At 51.8% G+C, this 18,018-nt stretch carries 6 protein-coding genes and 1 pseudogene; all 7 read right to left on the bottom strand.

Going from position 1 to position 18,018, the window contains the following annotated elements; genetic code table 11:
- A pseudogene (locus VFS25_RS09200) lies at nucleotides 1-800 on the bottom strand (IgGFc-binding protein); the annotation flags it as partial.
- 17 nt (nucleotides 801-817) lie between these two features.
- Complete coding sequence (locus VFS25_RS09205) at nucleotides 818-9,742, bottom strand: gliding motility-associated C-terminal domain-containing protein (RefSeq protein WP_326461840.1); 8,925 nt, start codon at nucleotides 9,740-9,742, stop codon at nucleotides 818-820.
- Between the two features lie 82 nt (nucleotides 9,743-9,824).
- Complete coding sequence (locus VFS25_RS09210) at nucleotides 9,825-11,129, bottom strand: DUF4302 domain-containing protein (RefSeq protein ID WP_326461841.1); 1,305 nt, start codon at nucleotides 11,127-11,129, stop codon at nucleotides 9,825-9,827.
- A 52-nt stretch (nucleotides 11,130-11,181) separates the two neighbouring features.
- A complete protein-coding gene (locus VFS25_RS09215) occupies nucleotides 11,182-12,090 on the bottom strand; it encodes a putative zinc-binding metallopeptidase (protein WP_326461842.1) in 909 nt (302 codons plus the stop codon).
- A gap of 24 nt (nucleotides 12,091-12,114) precedes the next feature.
- Entirely contained in the window at nucleotides 12,115-13,566 is a 1,452-nt protein-coding gene (locus tag VFS25_RS09220) for a RagB/SusD family nutrient uptake outer membrane protein (RefSeq protein WP_326461843.1), read from the bottom strand.
- A gap of 12 nt (nucleotides 13,567-13,578) precedes the next feature.
- Nucleotides 13,579-17,205, bottom strand: coding sequence for a SusC/RagA family TonB-linked outer membrane protein (locus tag VFS25_RS09225; protein WP_326461844.1), 3,627 nt, complete (start codon nucleotides 17,203-17,205; stop codon nucleotides 13,579-13,581).
- Nucleotides 17,206-17,753: 548 nt separating this feature from the next.
- The coding region (locus VFS25_RS09230) for a DUF4974 domain-containing protein (protein ID WP_326461845.1) at nucleotides 17,754-18,018 on the bottom strand (265 nt) is incomplete at its 5' end.

Genomic DNA, 18,018 nt, shown 5'->3' on the forward strand with positions numbered 1-18,018 from the left:
CCCGGAAAGCCGCCGGCACAGGAAATGTAGGTACGGCTGCTGCCCGAAAATACCGCAACAGGATGGCAGGTGCCGGTTGCATTGGCAATGGATTTTACCGTGGTGCCGGTAAGCTCATTGCCCCTGCCGCCGCCCAGGGAGGCGCCTATCAGCTGGTACACCTGCCCCTTGTTCAGCGTTTCTGTAAAAGGTACGCCCGGTACACGGCCGTTGCGGCTGGGTACTGTGGGCGTGATCTGAATGGTGGTGTTATCCTCATTGGCAATTACATACATCCATGAAAAACAGTCGTCTGCATAATCCTGCTCGCTGTTCAGGGATTTATAAGAATACCCCCATGTTTCCACGGGCATGAGCATAGTAGCGCCGGAAGAGGCGCTGCCGAAAATATGGGCATAGGCTACGATAGGCACGTTACTTTCAATATGGATAGCCTTGTTGGTGAACACCCCTTCCCCCCCGGTGCCGCCAAAAGACGGCGGCGGCGAGTACAGGCGGGCATCATAGAAACCCGCTTTGGGAATATATTCTGTGGCTATTACCGTGTTGGCAGGAATGTTATAGGTTCTTACCCAGGCCGTGCCGTAAATGCTTACGGTTACAGTAGCGGGTTGTTCTGCACTCAGGTACAGCACCATTTCCTGGCTGTTGCTCTGGCCCGGTTCCATAAACTGGTGGTGCCCGTAAGCCACCCAAAACTCTTTCCCTTTGTTGGAAAGGTTCTGGGCGCGGGCTGCTGTGTTAAGCAGCAGCAGCCCGGCCAGGAAACTAAGGGTTTGATAGGTTATGTTCTTCAACATGGTCGTCGCGTTTTACATTACCGGATCAGGTTAATGGCGCCCTTCTTCTCTATTGTTGTTCCATCTGTCAGCTGCAGCTTACACACGTAGATGTATACGCCTGACGGCTGCATCTTGCCTTTGTACATGCCATCCCATCCTCTTGACTGCATATTTGTTTCAAATACCTTTTCGCCCCACTGGTTAAATATCATGAAGTGTATTTCTTTGATAATGTAACCGTACACGCGCAGCTCATCGTTCAAACCGTCACCATTGGGCGAGAAGGCGTTGGGGATGAATATGCCGTCGGGCAGGGTTTTGCCGCTTACCGGGTCGGATATTTTGTCTTCACAGCCTTTGGCCTTTACTACCAGGGCTACCTCCTGCGTGGGTTGCAGGCCGGATATTGTATGCGTTAACCCGTTAGGTCCGGATGAGGGCTCGCTCCAGTTCATACCGTTGTCGGTAGATACTTCGTAGCCGGTGGCGTTGGGTACAGCGGCCCATTTGAAGCGGATCATGTTTACGCCAATGGTATCTATTTCCACTACCGGTGTCGCCAGCTGCGGGAATACGGTAACGTATGCACGCTTGCGGCCGGTGCCGGTGCAGCCGTCCTTCACCGCTTCCGCATAGTAGCTGTTGCTGGCCGTGATGCCGGGTATGGTAAGCATTGTGCCGCTGCCCAGGAGCGTGCCGCCGGTGGCTGCGCTGTACCAGTTATAGGTGGCAGCCGCATCGGGGTTCTGCACTTCAAAGGTTACGTTCGAGCCTGCGCATACAATAAGGGTATCTTTCACCAGGCTTACGGCAGGTGCTGCATTTACCGTTACCGGCTTGGTGGTATCGCCTATACAGCCTTCTGCGGCAATAATATTCAGCTTCACATTGTATGTGCCCGGCGCATTGTACTTCTTCAGCGGGTCCTGTACAATGGAGGTATCGCTGTCGCCAAACTGCCATTTCCAGCTGGCTATGCCTACACCGTTGGCGGTGGTGGCCGTGCCGCGGAACTGTGCGGTATTGCCCACGCAGCCGGAGAAGGCTACGCTGAAGTCAACCACCGGCGCCGCAATTACCTTAATAGGCAATATGGTTTCCAGGCTGTTGTTACAGCTTTCAATTTCAGGATGCGTCATCACAATGGGTACATAGTAAGTACCCGGCTGGCTGAACACATAGTTGCTGTCTACCACATAGCGGAAATACTTGCGGCCGTTCACCACAGATGAGTCAACCGGCACAGGGTTCTGCTGCACCACATCTGCATTGGAGGAAAGGTTGGCTACTTTGCTGAACTGCCAGGTAAGCTTAGTAGGCTTCAATGTCAGGAGCATGGAGAAGCGGAACGGCGTTTTGGCGCAGGTGTAATCATTGGCTATGCCGCTGCTGTCGTACACGTTATTGAACGATGGTGTGCTGTTCAGGTTTTTCACCAGGGTACCGGCGTTGTAGCCGTAGCTTTCCACGCTGCCCAGGCCATAGGTAATGGCGGTAAAGGCAGAGTCGCTGGTTACAATACACTGTGCTTCATCTGCATCCCAGCGCTTTATTACTACCGTATAGCCGGGCAGGTTAGGATGCGCGTACACATGATCAAATGTGTTGGCGCCGTCTACCAGCAGGCTGGAAACGCCGGCGGTAGGTATAATCAGCGTCAGGTAATTCACATCTATCGACTCCTGTGTATTGCGGTACAGCCCTACTTTGTTGATGCCCTGCTCAATGGGGCTGAGGTAAATGGTTTCCGGATCGCCCAGGCCGCTGGTATTATCGCAACCGCCTGATGAGGACATGAACTGCGCTACCATTATAGGCTGATCGGCCTGTATATAGTCGGCGCTGTCGCTGGTGTATTCATAATAACGTTTGTTGATTAAACCGGTGAGGGGCACGCCGTTGCGTTTTACCACTGTGGCAGTGTCTTTAACCAGCACGCGGAATACGTTGGTCATGAATGTTGCCGGATCATCGTCTGTAGATGTTGGCGCTGTGAGATAGTTCTTACCCCATGCCTGCGACGGGAAGTTTTGCTGTATAAAGTTATCGCCGCTGCCGCCTGTGCCGGTACAGCTAAAGGCTGTGCGGCTGCTGCCGGAGAACACGGCTACCGGGTAGCACTTACCGGCGGAGTTGGACACCGATTTTACATGGCTGCCGGAGAGGTCGTAACCTTCGGAGCCGGATTTCAGCGCGCCCAGCACCTGGTACACTTCGCCCTTGTTAAGGGTTACGGTAAACGGTACGTCTGCCGCACGGCCGGCCAGTGTTGGGTTGGAAGGTGTGATCTCTACCACTGTGTTGTCATAATCGGCTATTACATAAAACCATGAATAAGTGTTGGTGCTGTAATACTGTTTAGAGCCCAGCGTATAGTAGTCGTATGCATAGGTGCCTACGGGCAGCAGCATGGTGGCGCCGGAAGAAGCGCTGCCATAAATATGCGCATAAGCTACAATGGGCACGTCGCTGGTAATGCTGATACCCTTGTCTGACAAGCCTTCCGTTAACAGGCGGGCGTCGGAAAGACCGCCTTTCGGTATCAGGTCGCTGGTGATTACGGTATTGGCGGGTATGTGGTATTGCTTTTCCCAGGAGGTGCCGTTAATGCGCACCGTTACATTGGCGCTGTCTTCTGCATTCAGGTACAGCACCATTTCCTGGCTGTTATCACTGGTAAAGAACTGGTGATGGCCGTAACCTACCCAAAAGCGGGTGCCCCTGTTGGAACTGTCGGCAGGCTGTATTACCGCCGGCGGATCGGGCAGGTGACCTTTCAGGCCGGTGAACTTGTTCAGGTAGTTCAGCGTGGTATCTGCTATAATGTTGTATATATCCTGCACCGTGCTGCTGTCGTTCACCACCCAGGTATTGGACGTATCTATGGTACGGCCCAGGCGTATGTCGGACTGCTTATTGAAGCGGCCCTGCCAGGAGTCAACATAAAACTGCTGCACATCAAAGCTGTAAGGCTGCGGGCCGGCGGCAATAGCGGTGTAGAAGTACATGAACTCTTTGGAGGTGTCAACCTTGGGCGGTATTACGCCTGAGTACCTTCTTACGGCAACCGTATCGGGTGCGTTGGGCCCCCAGGTTATTTTGGTTACGGTATCGGTGCCAAACATGAATGTTTGCGTAATGCCGGGTGCGGGAGCGGCAGGTACAGCCGGCAGCACCGGCGGCAATACGGTGGGCAGAAACTCATATGCGCCCATGTCCGGTACACCGCCTATTAATGTAACGGGCCTTGGTTGGTTGTTAATATCATGGTCGTTGCCAGGCACCTGTACGCCGCGGCCGTGAATGGCCCATACATCCGGCACGTCAATAGCCGGCATCAGGGTGCTGTCGTCTGTAAAGGCAGGCTTGTACACAATGGAGCTGACATCCAGGTCAGCATCATCCCGCCAGTCCTGCAGGTTAGCATAATCCGTATTCGGACTGTTCAGGTGTATGAGCGTTGTACCACTGGTGTACAGGGTATTGTAATCGCTGTTAATATCATTGAGGCTACCGGTTACGGTCATGGCTGTGCCGCCGCTGGTATGTGAAAAGATGTTGTTGCGTGTTCTTACAATAGCGCCCGGGCTGAAATAGGCAGCGGCATTGGTGCCGGTAGCGGTAGATGCGCTTTGTATGCTGTTATTGTAATAGCCAATATTCTCACCGCCATAGGCATACAGGCCGTAAGCATTGCTGCCGGTGGTTTTAATGCTTACCACGTTGTTCACCGCATCTATATAGCTGGAGTAGTAATCACCTATGCCATACAGCGTGCCGGTGTTGCCGTTAAGGGCCTTTATCCTGTTGGCGGAAACATTGCCTGGGTAGGCGGCTGTGCCATCGCTGTAGTAGGTATAAATACCATACACCGTGGAAGTAGTGTTGCTGATATTTACCGCGTTATGGGTCACTTCAAATGCAGTATCTGCATAGCCGGTGTAAATACCGTAAGAAGTGCCGGCGCGCGGCGCCGTAATGTTGATGGTATTTTTGTTCACCTTAATACGGCTGGTATAGTAGGTGTAAATGCTGTACTGGTAGGCGCCGGTTACGGTGTTGCTGTCTATCACCATATTGGGCAGCATTTCCGAGCTGGAAGTACCGGAAATGTAAATACCGCTGCTGCCGTTCTTAACGGTGTTGCCCTTTATCACGTTATCCGTGCCTTTAAAATCATCTGCATAAATAGCCGCCTTGTCTGTGCCGGAACTGGTAACAGCCGGCGCTTCTATAATACAGTTGGCAATACTGTCGTAAGACGTGGTATGGGCCAGCTCAATAGCGCGGGCATAGGAGCTGCCGGTAGATTTAATGGTGATCTCTTTGTACGTTACATAATTGGCGCTGTCCAGCTGCAGCACATAGTTATCCGTGCTGGTGCCGGCAAATGTGAGCGTTACTGAGCCGGCTGCGTGGTTGCTGCTCCGGAAGGTAACGCGGCTGGTATCGGTAGCGCCGGGTATGCGGTGCATGCGTACCTGTTCCATATAGGTGCCGGGCACCACGTTAAAGGTTACCCAACCGGCTATGCCGCAGTCAAGGGCAGCAACCGCCTGTGTGAATGACTGGAAGTTGGTGGTGCTTACCGGTGCGGAAGGATCAATGGTGTAGTTGCCCGACATCAGCGGGGCATTCATGTTCACGTGCGCAGGTACGGAATAAGCCGTATCGCCGCCGCAAACCACCAGGCAACGGAAATAGTTTTCCATTGTCAGCTCTGTCCTGAACTCTTTTACATAGCGGGTTTCGCTAATGCCGTGCCAGGGGCCCGCAGTTGTTTTGGCGGCCTGCCACAAATACGTTTGCCCGCCACCGGTAGTATTGCCTGTAAGGGTAAGATCCACCATGGATCCCATGCAGATATTATTATCCGGGTTAGCCACGGCCGTACCTGCATTCGGGGGCGCCACACAGGGCGGAATGGATATTTCAAAAGCGCCCATATCCGGGGTGGTGGTGCTGCGGGCAGTGCCCTGTATGTCAATGGCCACGCCTTCGGGCGTGCCGGTATTATCCAGCGGCGCTATTACAGGGGCCAGGTTGCCATTGGGCATGTCGGCATACACGGGGTCCATGCTAATGGAGTGCCCATCCTGGAAAGTATTGGCTTTCCAGTCGGCCAGGGTGGCCTGGTTGCCGCCATAGTAGCCAAAGTAGTTTTGGCTGCCGCCACCCTGCACATATACGTCATTGTAATCGGAGGTGAAGTCGGCATTGGAGGTACCCACGTAAATACCGGTTTTGTTACCGGTGCCGCCACGGGTAATCGTAATAATGTTGTCAAAGCAACGCACGCCGGCCACGTCGCCTGTTACATAAAAACCACGGGTGTAACCGGTGGCGGTGCTGGCTGCATTATCCAGCGATACCGTGTTATGATAATAGTAGGTATTATCTGTGTAGTAGTTATTAATACCGTAGATGTAACCATCGTGATTAATGTTATACACAATGTTGTTCGTTACCAGGTTTTCCGCACCGCCGTTAGCGCTGGTGTACTGGATGTACAGCCCGTGGAAATCATCGGTGCTGCCGGCGTCGGCGCCATAGGCGTTAAAGATGCGGTTGCGGGTTATCAGCAGCTTGTTGCTGGCTTCATAGGTATTGATACCGCTTAGCGTATAGCTGCTGTTCGTACGCGCAGGACGCGTAATGCTGTTACCTTCTACAAGGGTGTTGGTGGTGTAGCTGATGCGGATGCCGCTGCTATAAAAATCCTTCACCAGGTTATTGGTGATCCTGTTGTTCAGCAGCATCATATCCTCATCTCCTACCAGCGTAATACCGTAGTAGCCGCCGGTAACCGTATTGTGGTCTATTACGTTGGCATCGCACAGGGTAGCGCCGTAACCGGTAGCACCGTCTTCATCGGCATTGATCACGATGCCCGCATAGCCGGAGGAGGTGGATTCCATATCCGTAATGATCTCGCACTTGCGGATGGTGTTGCTGTCGGCATTGCTGATCAGCTGCACGCCATAGCCATAAGAGCCCGCGCCGGTGGCATCGATCTTCAGGCTGTCAAAAGTCACATGGTCAGTACGGCGCAGCTTTATTACGGCTCTTTCATCTGTGTTATCCGAGCTGAAAGCAATGGTGTTGCCGTTGCCTTTAAATGTTACGGTATTGATGGCAGAAGCGCCGGGTATAGAGTCCAGGATCAGCTGCTCATTATAAGGCGTGCGGCCGGCTACCACATTAAACACTACCGGCCCCGCAATACCGCATTCCAGCGCGGATTTGGCAGCGGCAAAGCTCTGGTAGTTCTTGGGCGTGCTGGCGGGCGCATTCTTATCAATGGTGTAGGTATCGCCGGGCAGGGCCTGTGTTACGGTAAGCAGCACGGGAGTGGAATAAGCGGTGTTGCCGCTGCAGGTTACCGCTACACGGTAATAGGAAGTAACGCCTGCTACAATAATAGTATCGGGGTTGGTTAGCGCGCCGCCCAGGTTCGTGAACGGACCTGCGGCAGCGGCACCTACCTGCCACTGGTAAGTTTGTGTTAAACCTACGGAGTTACCGGTAAGGCCCAGGGCCACACGGCTGTTCACACACACGGGCGTAGCGCCCACGGTAGCAGTGCCCGGGGTAGGCGGCACGGTGCAGGGCGGCGGCGTAAATTCATACGCGCCAATATCCGGCGTGGTAGCGCTGCGCGCTGTGTTATTAATATCGGTGGTAACACCTGCGGGCATACCGCGGTTATCTATTGACGCATTTACCGGGCTGTAATTGCCGGTAGATGTGGAAGCGTACATGGGATTGGAAGCCAGCGAGCCGGCGTCCTGTGTGCTGGCAGCCTGCCAGTTGGCCAGCGTGGCCTGGTTGGCAGAGAAGTAACCGGTAAAGGCATTGGTTACGCCGGGCGCAATAAACAGGTCGTTCCTGTCAGATACCACCGTGCTGGTGGTGTTGCCAAAGTACAACGCATGCTTTTGCCCGGGACCGCTGCGGGAAATGGTAATAATGTTATTGATGAAGTTAATACCATCTATACGGCTGCTGGTGAAATAAAAGCCCCTGGTAACATAAGAGCTGCCGGAAGCGCTGCCATCCAGCGCCAGGGTATTGTGATAATAATATACATTATCGGAGCTGCTGTTATAAAATGCATACACACTGCCGCTGCCGGTAATGTTGTACATGAGGTTATTGCTCACAATATTTTCCAGGGAGCTGAGCGCATCCACACTGGTGAGGTACACGCCGTAAAAATCGTCTGTACTTGCAGGATCGCCGCCAAACGGATCTGTGAAGCGGTTCTTGCTGATGCTGTCTTTTGTGTTCAGGTTGGTGAGGTACACGCCGTAAAAATCATTTACGTCGGTACGTGCAGGGCGGGTAATGGTATTGCCGCTGATCAGCGCATTAAAGGAATAGCTGATATAAAAACCATAGTAGTAGAAATCTTTTATAGTATTACCCGTAAAGCGGTTATTGCCGTTGGCGAAATTGCTGTTGCCTACCATGGTAACGCCATAATAGCCGCCGGTAATCGTATTATTGCTGAAGGTATTGCCGTCACATTTGGCCTCTCCTGTTCCGGTGGCGGAGGTGGCAGAGGCGCTGATAACAATGCCTGCATAGTTGGTAGAGCTGGATGTGGTATTGATATTGATGGTACAGTTGTTCACGGTGTTGGAGTCTGCATCGTTCAGCAGTTGCATGCCAAAACCATATTCGGAGGAAGTACTACCTCCGGCAGTAATCACCAGGTTGTTGAATTGAATGTGATCTGCACCATCCAGCTTAATAACAGCCCGTTGGCTGCCGTTAGCGGAGGTGTAGGAAAGCGTTTGCCCGTTGCCGTTAAACGTGATGGTGTTGGTGGCGGAAGCCCCGGGTACCGGCAACATGTTCAGCTGCTCATTATACGTGCCGCTGCCTGCTACCACGTCAAAAACCACCGGGCCGTTAATGCCGCACTTGATGTAGTTATAAGCGTCGTTAAAAGAGTTAAAGTTATGCGTTCCCGCAGGATCGGTGGGGTTAGCTTTGTTAATGAAGAAATTACCGGCTACCAGTGTGGGCGAAGCCACAAATACGCTGGCAGACGGGGCTGACAAACCGGTATTGGTACACGTAACCATGCAACGGTAATAAGTGCTGGCAGGTTGCGTGGCGGTAATGCCGGAAGTGGTATCGTTGGGAATGTTGGTCCAGGTGGTATTGTTGGCGGAGGATTGCCATTGGTACTTTAAGCCCGAAGCTACCGTAGCGCCGGTAAGGCTGAGGTTAAAGCTTTCATTTAAACACACGCTGCTTACGCTGGCTACCGCAGTGCCGCCGTTAGGCGTGCCGGTACAGGCCGATGCGGGCGTCCAGGTAAAAATGATATTCGGACGGGTAGTAGCTGTGCCGGATGTACTGGTGGTAGTAGTACCGCACAGGCTACCCTGGTTGTCCGTTACATAGGAGCGGGATGCATTGAAGGACAGGCCCGTTGTCCAGGGTATTGTTGGATTGGCGGTCCAGTCATCGCCGCCGTTACATGCTTCTACGATAATATTATCCGTACCGTTCCAGAAAAAGCCCGTGGTAAAAGCAAAGGTATTAACGCCTGTTACCGGCTGGTAGTCTGCCGGGCCGTATACCGGGCTGCCGGTAGGCTCCCAGGTAGTGGCGCCCAGGGTGCTTAATGTAGTGGTAGCAATTTTCAGCGCATATTGTTCTACAACACCGGCATCGTTCAGGTCTGTTACATTGAACTTGATTGCAGTGATCATACCGGGGCCCATGCCTGCTGCGGTAAGCTCGGCGGCGCGGAACAGGTATTGCGCACGGCTGCCCTCATAATAATCCTGCAAAGGACAGGGATAAGAGAAGGTGGAACCATTGCCTGTAGTACCGGTGCCAATGCTGATGTCTGTTTGCGCCGTTGAACGGGCAGCCAGCAAAAGCAGGCAGCAGCACAAAGGCGCTATTTTAAGCAGCTGTGTAAAAATGAATTTTCTCATAAAGCAAGTTTTTCGCAAAATGATTGGGTTGATAACATTTCAATTCTTTATCTGTTTTGGTTGATGTTTATATGGGTGGCGGTTATCGTTCCCAGGTGATCCAGGCCTTACCATCCCTTGCGCTTACCATATCATAGCGCTTTGGCCCTGTTTGCACCAGGTAAAAACCATTGGCGTCTATAAGCTTGCTGATGGTTTTTGCAATAGGCGCTGTTTCCGGCGGATAGGTACCCAGGTCGCCCAGGTAAGTGAATGTTACCCGGCCATCTGTTTTGAATGCAGGGTTAAATGCCGGTCCATAGGACAATGCGGGCTGCTGATCGCCGGTTTGGGTTACAAAGCCCAGCAGGTCATACGGGCTGCCGCCGCTGGTGCCAAACTTCGGCCAGTAGCCCATGAAGTAATAATCCGGCAGCGTGGTAACCTGGTAAGCGTCTTCCACACCGTTTACATGAAAGCCGTATAATGAAACCCAGTACTCCTGGTCAAGTCCCTGCTGCCACCAGCGTTGCGCAGCAGTACTGTCTACTGACAATGGGCGGGCAAAGCCGCTGATGGTAAAGCTGCTGCTGCCTGCGTTGCCTTTCAGGGTTTGTGTGTTCTGGTTCCAGGCTATGCCATCCAGGCTGGCAATGGTGGTAGCGCCGTCTGTAAATGCAGGTGATAATGCAATGCCGGTGGGCGTATAATAAAAACCTACCTGTACTTCCTGTGTGCTGCCATTGGCGTCTTTCCAGGAAAAGGTGATGGTATGGGCATAGATATTTGCCTTTATTTCATACTGGGTACCGGAAACGGTTATACGCTTAAAGTAGGTAAGGAACCTGGCAATGTTCTCAAACGCGCGGTTACGCTGCAGGCTGGTATATGCTTCCTGCTCCTGCTGCGTGGCCTTTACCATATATGCCTTGCTGTTATGCAGCCGGCCGGTGAGCAGTATGCTGTCGCCCGCGATGCCGTCCAGGGAAAACTCAAAGTCGGAGCTGAGGCCCAGGCCGTAAGCACCGCCGTTCACGCTGCCGTCAGGGTCGCAAAGCAGGTGTATATAAGAATAGGTATCAAACAGCAGTGCGGGCTGCTGCAAGGCTTTCAGCCGGTAGCTGCTCTCTTTCAGCTCAACGGAAGTAGCAGCGTCAAAGTCGGAGAACATGGTTACCCGGTTGGCGTCATTAAACCGGCAGTAAAAACTGAACACGCTGTTAGGTACACCGGACGGGTATACCAGCAGCTTCCAGCCGTACGGGGCGTTTACCATGGCCTGCTGGTATTTGGCCAGGGTTTCGTTCAGCCGCTCGTCCGGCGATTTATCGAAAATGGGATCGTCCTCTTTTTTACATGCGGAAAAAGCAGCTACGATCAGTAAAAAATATAACAGGTAACGTTTCATAATATTGCTTTTACCTTGTAAGTGCTTACGCGGGCGCTTACAGCGTGATTTATCAATACAGCAGCTTCACGATCTCTTTACGCGTTCTGCTTTGCAGGCTGTAGAAATCTATTTTCCACACGGTTTTGAAATAGTCTACTACCATTGCTTCCTTTTTACGCAGCCTTGCCTGTGCATCTGCCTGGCTGGTGCCGTTAATGCTGGCGCCGGGCGGTATGCTGTTCACGATCACGTCAAAACCGCCCCTGCCCTCTGTTAGCATAATGGAAATCATTTCCACAAAATCATCGTCGTAGCCCGACATGGCATACGCGGTCACAAACCCGTCGCGGCGGGCCTCGTAATCAGAAATGTTATTCCAGTTACCGGTGTACAAACCGGCAGTTATGCGCCTGTATTCCTGCGGGTACATTACGTTCTGGTGCAGGATGTGCCCGAACTCATGCTCTATTACATGAAACATCTGCTTTACGGTAGCAGAGTCGCGGGGCTCATAGCCGGGCATGTTTTTGGTGCGGAACTCGTTGAGCAGGTATAACACTACTTTGCGCCCGCCTTCTGCAGTACCCAGCGTAATGGTGCCGTTGGCGTTCCAGCTGGCGCTGCCCGAAAGGATGAAGAACTTGGGGCTGTATTGCTTGAAGAAGATCTCTCCTGCTTCTGCTATATAGGTATTGATCCACACCTGCTTAATGGCCGACATAACCGGTATCACCTTTTCTTCCTTCGGCGGCACCAGGGTTTTGCCCAGCTCAAATTCAAACTGGTCCCATTTATACTTCACCGCAATGTTGTAAGGCTTTGTAAGCGTGTCGTACAGCCACTGGTCCAGCGGGCTTTTAGCCCAGGTATCGCCGCCCAGGCCGGGAATGTCTTCTATATTGCCCAGGTCATCATCCTTGGAGCAGGCTGCCAGGAAAGCGAGTGATAAGCAAAGCAGGAGTATTTTTACTGGTTTCATTTTAATACGGTTTATGGTTGTTGCCTAACGCGGATTCAGCTCAATGCCCGATGTGGTGGCCGCCTGCGGTATCTGCAGCACGCGGCGTTTATCATCGGGCGTAAGCACCAGCGTTTTCCCGTCGGCGGTATAATGGGTTACCTGCATCTTGTAGCGTTGTATATCAAACCAGCGCATGCCTTCCTGTATAAACTCAGCGCGTTTAAAATCCAGGATGGTTTGTATAAGACCGGCCTTTACATCGGATATGCCGTAGTACTCCCTGATCTTAGCGGTAGTTATGGCATAGGCGGATGCATTGTACTGGACAATCCTTTTGCTGGCAAACAGGTTCAGATCCTGCAGCACGGCATTGGTATTGCCCAGGTAAGCATTGGCCTCCGCGCGGTTAAACAAAACTTCTTCCGTTGTGAACAGCGGCGTCATTACATAGGGATCGCCTATTTCCGCGTTTACAGATGCCTTTACAAAGTATTCGGAGAGCTTGGGCACAAAGTAGTCCTGGTTGCCATAGTAGTACACAGGGTACACCCACCGGCCGCCGGTTACATTGTAGGTAAGTATGTTAATCTCATGCGCATAATCGAGCCCGTAACGGTAGCGTGCACCGTAACGGCCGTAAAGGGAGGCGGTTTCCACCAGCAGCAGGTTGGCATTTTCCGTGGCCAGCGTGTACTGGTTCCACAGCTGTTCCGGCGACATGCTGGCATAGGTAGTGTTCCAGGGCCGCATGTTGCTGGCAAGGTCGTTATTCGGGAACACCTGGCTGGCATAGCTTACCACCTTTTCATAATCTTTTTTGAACAGGTAAAAACGGGTGGCAAAAGCATAGGCGGCAGCCCGGTTAAAGTGATAACGCGGAACCGCGTAGCCATCATCGCTGATAAGGGGCAGCCCTTCCAGCAGATCTTTTTCAATCATCTCATAAACATAGGCCACTGTTTTACGCTCATACTGTTTAAACACTACTGTTTCCGGCACTGTAACATAGGGTATGCCGGGGTCGGAGGCCGCGGTAGCCGCATCGTAGAATTTGGAGAAAAAGGTTACCAGCATAAAGTGCGCATAGGCACGGGCAACCAGGGCCTCACCACGCTGCCGGCGGTATGCTTCCGTATTGCCGGCCTTGTCGCAGGCCTCCAGCGCCAGGTTGGCTGCGGCAATAGCTTTATAGCAGGCGTCCCAGTACGCTTCCGGCGAGTCTTCCTTATCGTTGCGTACGTCATTGAACAGGAAAGGATCTTCATTTACCCGCTCTACCTGTCCTACTCCTTTATCGGCAACGTTGTCCGACATGGCTTCGCAAAAAGTGATGTAACTGGATTTCGGGTAGGCGGTGCCTAACAGGCGGCTCACCTTTTCAGGGGTGCTGAGGTCCGTCCGTGTGCTGTCCGGCACCTGCTCCAGGTATTTCCTGCAGCTGGTAAAGGCCAGCAGCCCGACAATCACAGATAAGATCATACGTTGTTTTATCATACTGTCCTCTTTTTATATTCCGACTTTTAATGAAAGCGTAAATTGTTTTTGTATAGGCTGCGCCACCCCGCCGGAGTTAAAGAATTCCGGGTCCTGCCCTTTCAGCTTTTTATCTGCATATATCAGCCAGGGGTTAATGGCAGCGGCAGTAACAGCTGCATTGCTTAACCCGATACGTTTGATCAGCGGTTGCGGCACCTGGCAGGTGAGCGATATTGTTTTCAACCGGATAAAGTCGCCTTTGGCTACTCTTTCCGTAGAATAGTTGTAGTTGTTGTAAGGATGTGCGCCGGCAAAAAGCAGCTGCTCAAAAGCATCGGCAATGGACGGCACCTGGGTTGATTTTTCATCGCCCTGCATTACCCAGCGGTCGTAGAACTCGCGGGGCATGGCATCCAGGTCGGAGTAGCTGGTTTTAAAAGCCGGGTACAGGCGTATTTTGTTACCCCACTGGTAAGTGAAAAAAACATTCAGCGAAAGCGCCTTATAGTGGAAGGTGTTAGAGAACCCACCGGTTACCGGCGGATCTACCGGGCCTTCATATACCAGGTAACTGGTGTTCAGGTCCTGCAGGTACACGTCGGATTTATTTTCCCCATGCTCGTTCACAAAGGTGGGCACGCCGGTGTAACCGTCCAGCCCTTTGTACTGCAGTGAGAACAGGCTGCGTACAGGGTAGCCTTCCCTGTTACCGCCTTCTGCTACTACCAGGTCAAAAATGGAAGGAATGTTCTTTGCGTTGGTGATCTTATTGGTGTTGTACCCGAAGGTGAGATTAGTGCGCCAGCCCCAGTTCTTGCGCCGGATGATCTCTCCTCCTATCATTAATTCCACGCCTTTGGAGCTCATGTCGGCATAGTTGGCGGCTTTCATTACTTCCCCGCCTATGCCGGATGTTTTGATAATGCTGATCAGGTCAAAGCTGCGGCGGGTGTACAGATCCATGTTCAGCGTTAAGCGCCGGTCAAACAGGCCCGCATCCACACCTATATTGGTGGTGTATAATTTTTCCCATGTAAGATCATCGTTTTGCAGGTGGGCCAAAGCAATCACAGACTCCACCTCGTTCAGGTGCGGCCGGTTGGTGTTGATAGTCTGGTACACAATGTTGGAGTTGGTGGCAGGCCCCATACTGGCAGTAAGGCCATAACTCGCCCTTAGCGTCAGGTAGTCAACCACGTTTACCCGTTGCATAAAAGCCTCCCTGTCCATATTCCATGAACCTGCCACGCTCCAAGTGGGCAGCCAGCGCGCTTTGCGCGACTGACCAAGACGGTTTGAACCATCATACCGTGCAGTGCCTGTGAGGTTATACCGCTCATCAAAGGCATAAGTGCCGGTTGCATAAAAAGCGGCAAAGCGGTCATAGTCTTTGCCCATGCCGTAATAAGGGAAATTCCCCTCTATGGTTTGTTTAAGGATACGGTAGTCAATGAAAGGTACACCGCCATTATTATACTGGTAGCCGTAGCCGGTATTGGAAGCAGCCTGGCGGTCGGCATACTTTACCTGCTGGCCCAGCAGCACATTTATATTGTGCTTACCGGCAAAAGTGTTGTTATAAGTGATGCTGTTGCGGAAATCATAGTTCACCAGCTGGTCTTCAGATCGGTTGTAAAAACCGCCGTAAGGCAGCACTACAATGGGCTGCCCGTCGGGGTTATCGGGATCACGGTACAGGAACTTGTTGTTTTGTGCAATGGTGGCATTGTCTGCAGCGCGATAGGCATTGGCCATGTTGGCGTTTTCCGTGATCTGGTGCTCGCGCGATGATTTTACATACCGTAACGCGCCTACGAACTCATAGCGCAGGTGGTCATTGATCTTAAAATTCAGATCGCCCTGCAGGCGCAGGTCAATCATGTTCAGGCTCAGGTAATTGTTCTGCAGCTCGTTAATGATGTTAAACGGTGCGAAATTTCGCCTGAAATATTCCAGGTTGCCCTGTTCGTCGTAAGCTGTTAAGGTGCGGCTGGTGTTAAGGGAGTAGCTGAACGGGTTTATATCAAACTCGCGGTCATACTGCCCTTCCACCGGGTTGCTGGTACGCGAAAGCGCGCCGGGGGCGCGTTGCTGGCGTACGGAACCTAAAGTGGAGAAACCGGCGGAAAGCCGGTCGGAAAACTTGTAGTTATTGCGGTAGTTCAGCGTGTACCGCGTTACCTTATCCCCGATGGTCCACCCGTTATCGCTGTAGTAGCTGGTTGAAAAATAAGACTGCGATTTTTCGGTGCCTGCCGATATGCTAATGGAGTGCTCCTGTATAAAATTGTTCCGGAACAGCAGGTTAAACCAGTCGGTATTGGCGCGGCCGTAACGCATCAGGAAGGCGCGCATGGCTTCGGGCGTATTTTCCAGCGGCACATTGCCGTTGTCGTCGCCGTTCAGCCTTTCGTACATTTTACCAAACACACCAACATCTCCCCGGGAAAGAATGTCGGAGCTGAGAATGCCTTTACGCTCCAGCTCTCCCAGCACAGACATTTGCTGCGCTGAGTTCATGATATTAAAGTCGCCATAAGTAGGCTTCAGCTGTGTGCTGAAGTTGCCGGTGTATGTTACTACGGGTTTACCTACACGTCCTTTTTTGGTGGTGATCACTACTACGCCGTTCATGGCGCGTGCGCCGTATAACGCCGTAGCAGCGGCATCTTTCAGGATGTCGAAGCTTTCAATATCGTTTGAATTAAGGCCGGCAACAGCAGATCCCAGCAAGGTGGTAGGGTCACCGCTGGACAGCTGATCATTGGATATGTTCACTACATCTTCCAGCACTACCCCGTCTACCACCCATAGGGGCTTATTATCCCCGTTAATGGAGGTGGCGCCGCGTATGCGCACCTTGGGGGCAGTACCAAATGTGCCGGACACGTTCTGGATGGCCACACCGGCAACGCGGCCTTCCAGCATACGGCTTACATCCACCACGCCATCCATTTTGGCGTCTTCCATTTTCAGGCGGGTGGCTGCGCCGGAAAATTTGTTCTTGTCGATATTCTGGAAGCCGGTTACTACTATTTCATTCAGGCGTGTGGGCTTTTCCGTTAACTTAACCGTTAGCAGCCCGCCCCTGAACTGTGCCAGGCTGCGCTCCTCCTGCTTATAGCCGGTGCCGCTGAACACCAGTGTGGCATTACTGTTAATGCGTTTCAGCTCAAACTCGCCTTTTTCATTGGTGATGGTGCCGCGGGTAGTGCCCTTTACTCCAATGGAAATACCTATCAGCGGCTCGTTTTTTCCGGATGTTACCACGCCTTTCACATCAATGGTTTGCTTTTGTTGTGGCGTGGTAATGGCGGTGATGGATAAAGACTCCACAGGCCGTGACTGTTTCCGCTCGCTCCTGCGGATCACAACACGGTCGTACACTACGGAGTAAGACAGCGCATACGGCGTAAGTAGCTTGTCGAGCAGCGCGCCTACCTTTTCATCATGCGCATGCAGGCTTACCCGGTTGGCTTCCAGGGCTTCGGTGTTTACATACACAAACGAGATAGACGCCAGGTCGGAAATCCTTTCCAGCGCTTCTTTCAGCACTACATCCTTTAGTTCTATCGTTATCTTTTTGTCAAGCGCATTCTGTGCGCTCTTTACGCCTGCTGCCGGGCTTTTTACGGCGCCCAGCAATAACAGGAGCATCCATGATAATTTAAAAAAGAGCCTCTTTTTAATGTGCATGTTTCACTTTGTTGTATATTAGCATTTAGTGCAGGCAACAGGGCATACCTTCCCCGTTGGCGTTCCGCAGTTAAGCAAAACACCTGTACCGTTCAGGAAATAGGAAGTCCGTCCCGGCCCATCAGAGAGCCAGGCAATAGTTTAGCAGCTGTAAAACAGCGCAACGTTTTTACGGATTATTAACCTTGTAAATAATGTTTGACTAACCGGGTATCGGTTGCCATAATAATAGCTCCATCATTTGATTAGTTTTTGGTTGACTCTAATTTTCTTGTATTACTTCTATTATGCACAACTGCGCAGTACCGGGCAAAGGCTGCCCATTCCGGTTATTTAAAGAAACCAGAAAACAGTAAATTCTCTGCAAAACAGGGCTTTCCGTTGGATTAACGTTTACGGTTAATGATTACCCGGTTTTTCGCATAGGGAATGTTTCATACTGGCGATTGAGTTTGGTTTTCAGTTTCAACTAGGTTGTTTCTTTGCTGTGTTATTTGTTGCAGCCTTTTCTATAAACAGCTGCCACCGGATATTGTGTAGCTGTTGGTACTACTGTCCTTACGAATATTTGCGTTTAATGATATTGCAATTAATGTAAGTGCCTTATCTATATCATCGGTTGTGTTAAAATCTCCGTTGAATATACAGCGGCGTATTCTTTCATCGGTATTAATGGTGGTATTGTAATACCGTTCCAGGTCTGCCACTACCTTATCCAGCATTACGCCTTTGTACAGGAACCTGCCGGAACGCTTCTGCGCATAAAAGCGGGCA

It is taken from the genome of Chitinophaga sp., assembly GCF_035761305.1.
Taxonomy (GTDB): Bacteria; Bacteroidota; Bacteroidia; order Chitinophagales; family Chitinophagaceae; genus Chitinophaga.

What these genes read in the sequence shown, in the direction of transcription:
- VFS25_RS09205 (WP_326461840.1), bottom strand. Translation starts at nt 9,742, where the DNA reads ATGAGAAAATTCATTTTTACACAGCTGCTTAAAATAGCGCCTTTGTGC.
- VFS25_RS09210 (WP_326461841.1), bottom strand. Translation starts at nt 11,129, where the DNA reads ATGAAACGTTACCTGTTATATTTTTTACTGATCGTAGCTGCTTTTTCC.
- VFS25_RS09215 (WP_326461842.1), bottom strand. Translation starts at nt 12,090, where the DNA reads ATGAAACCAGTAAAAATACTCCTGCTTTGCTTATCACTCGCTTTCCTG.
- VFS25_RS09220 (WP_326461843.1), bottom strand. Translation starts at nt 13,566, where the DNA reads ATGATAAAACAACGTATGATCTTATCTGTGATTGTCGGGCTGCTGGCC.
- VFS25_RS09225 (WP_326461844.1), bottom strand. Translation starts at nt 17,205, where the DNA reads ATGCTCCTGTTATTGCTGGGCGCCGTAAAAAGCCCGGCAGCAGGCGTA.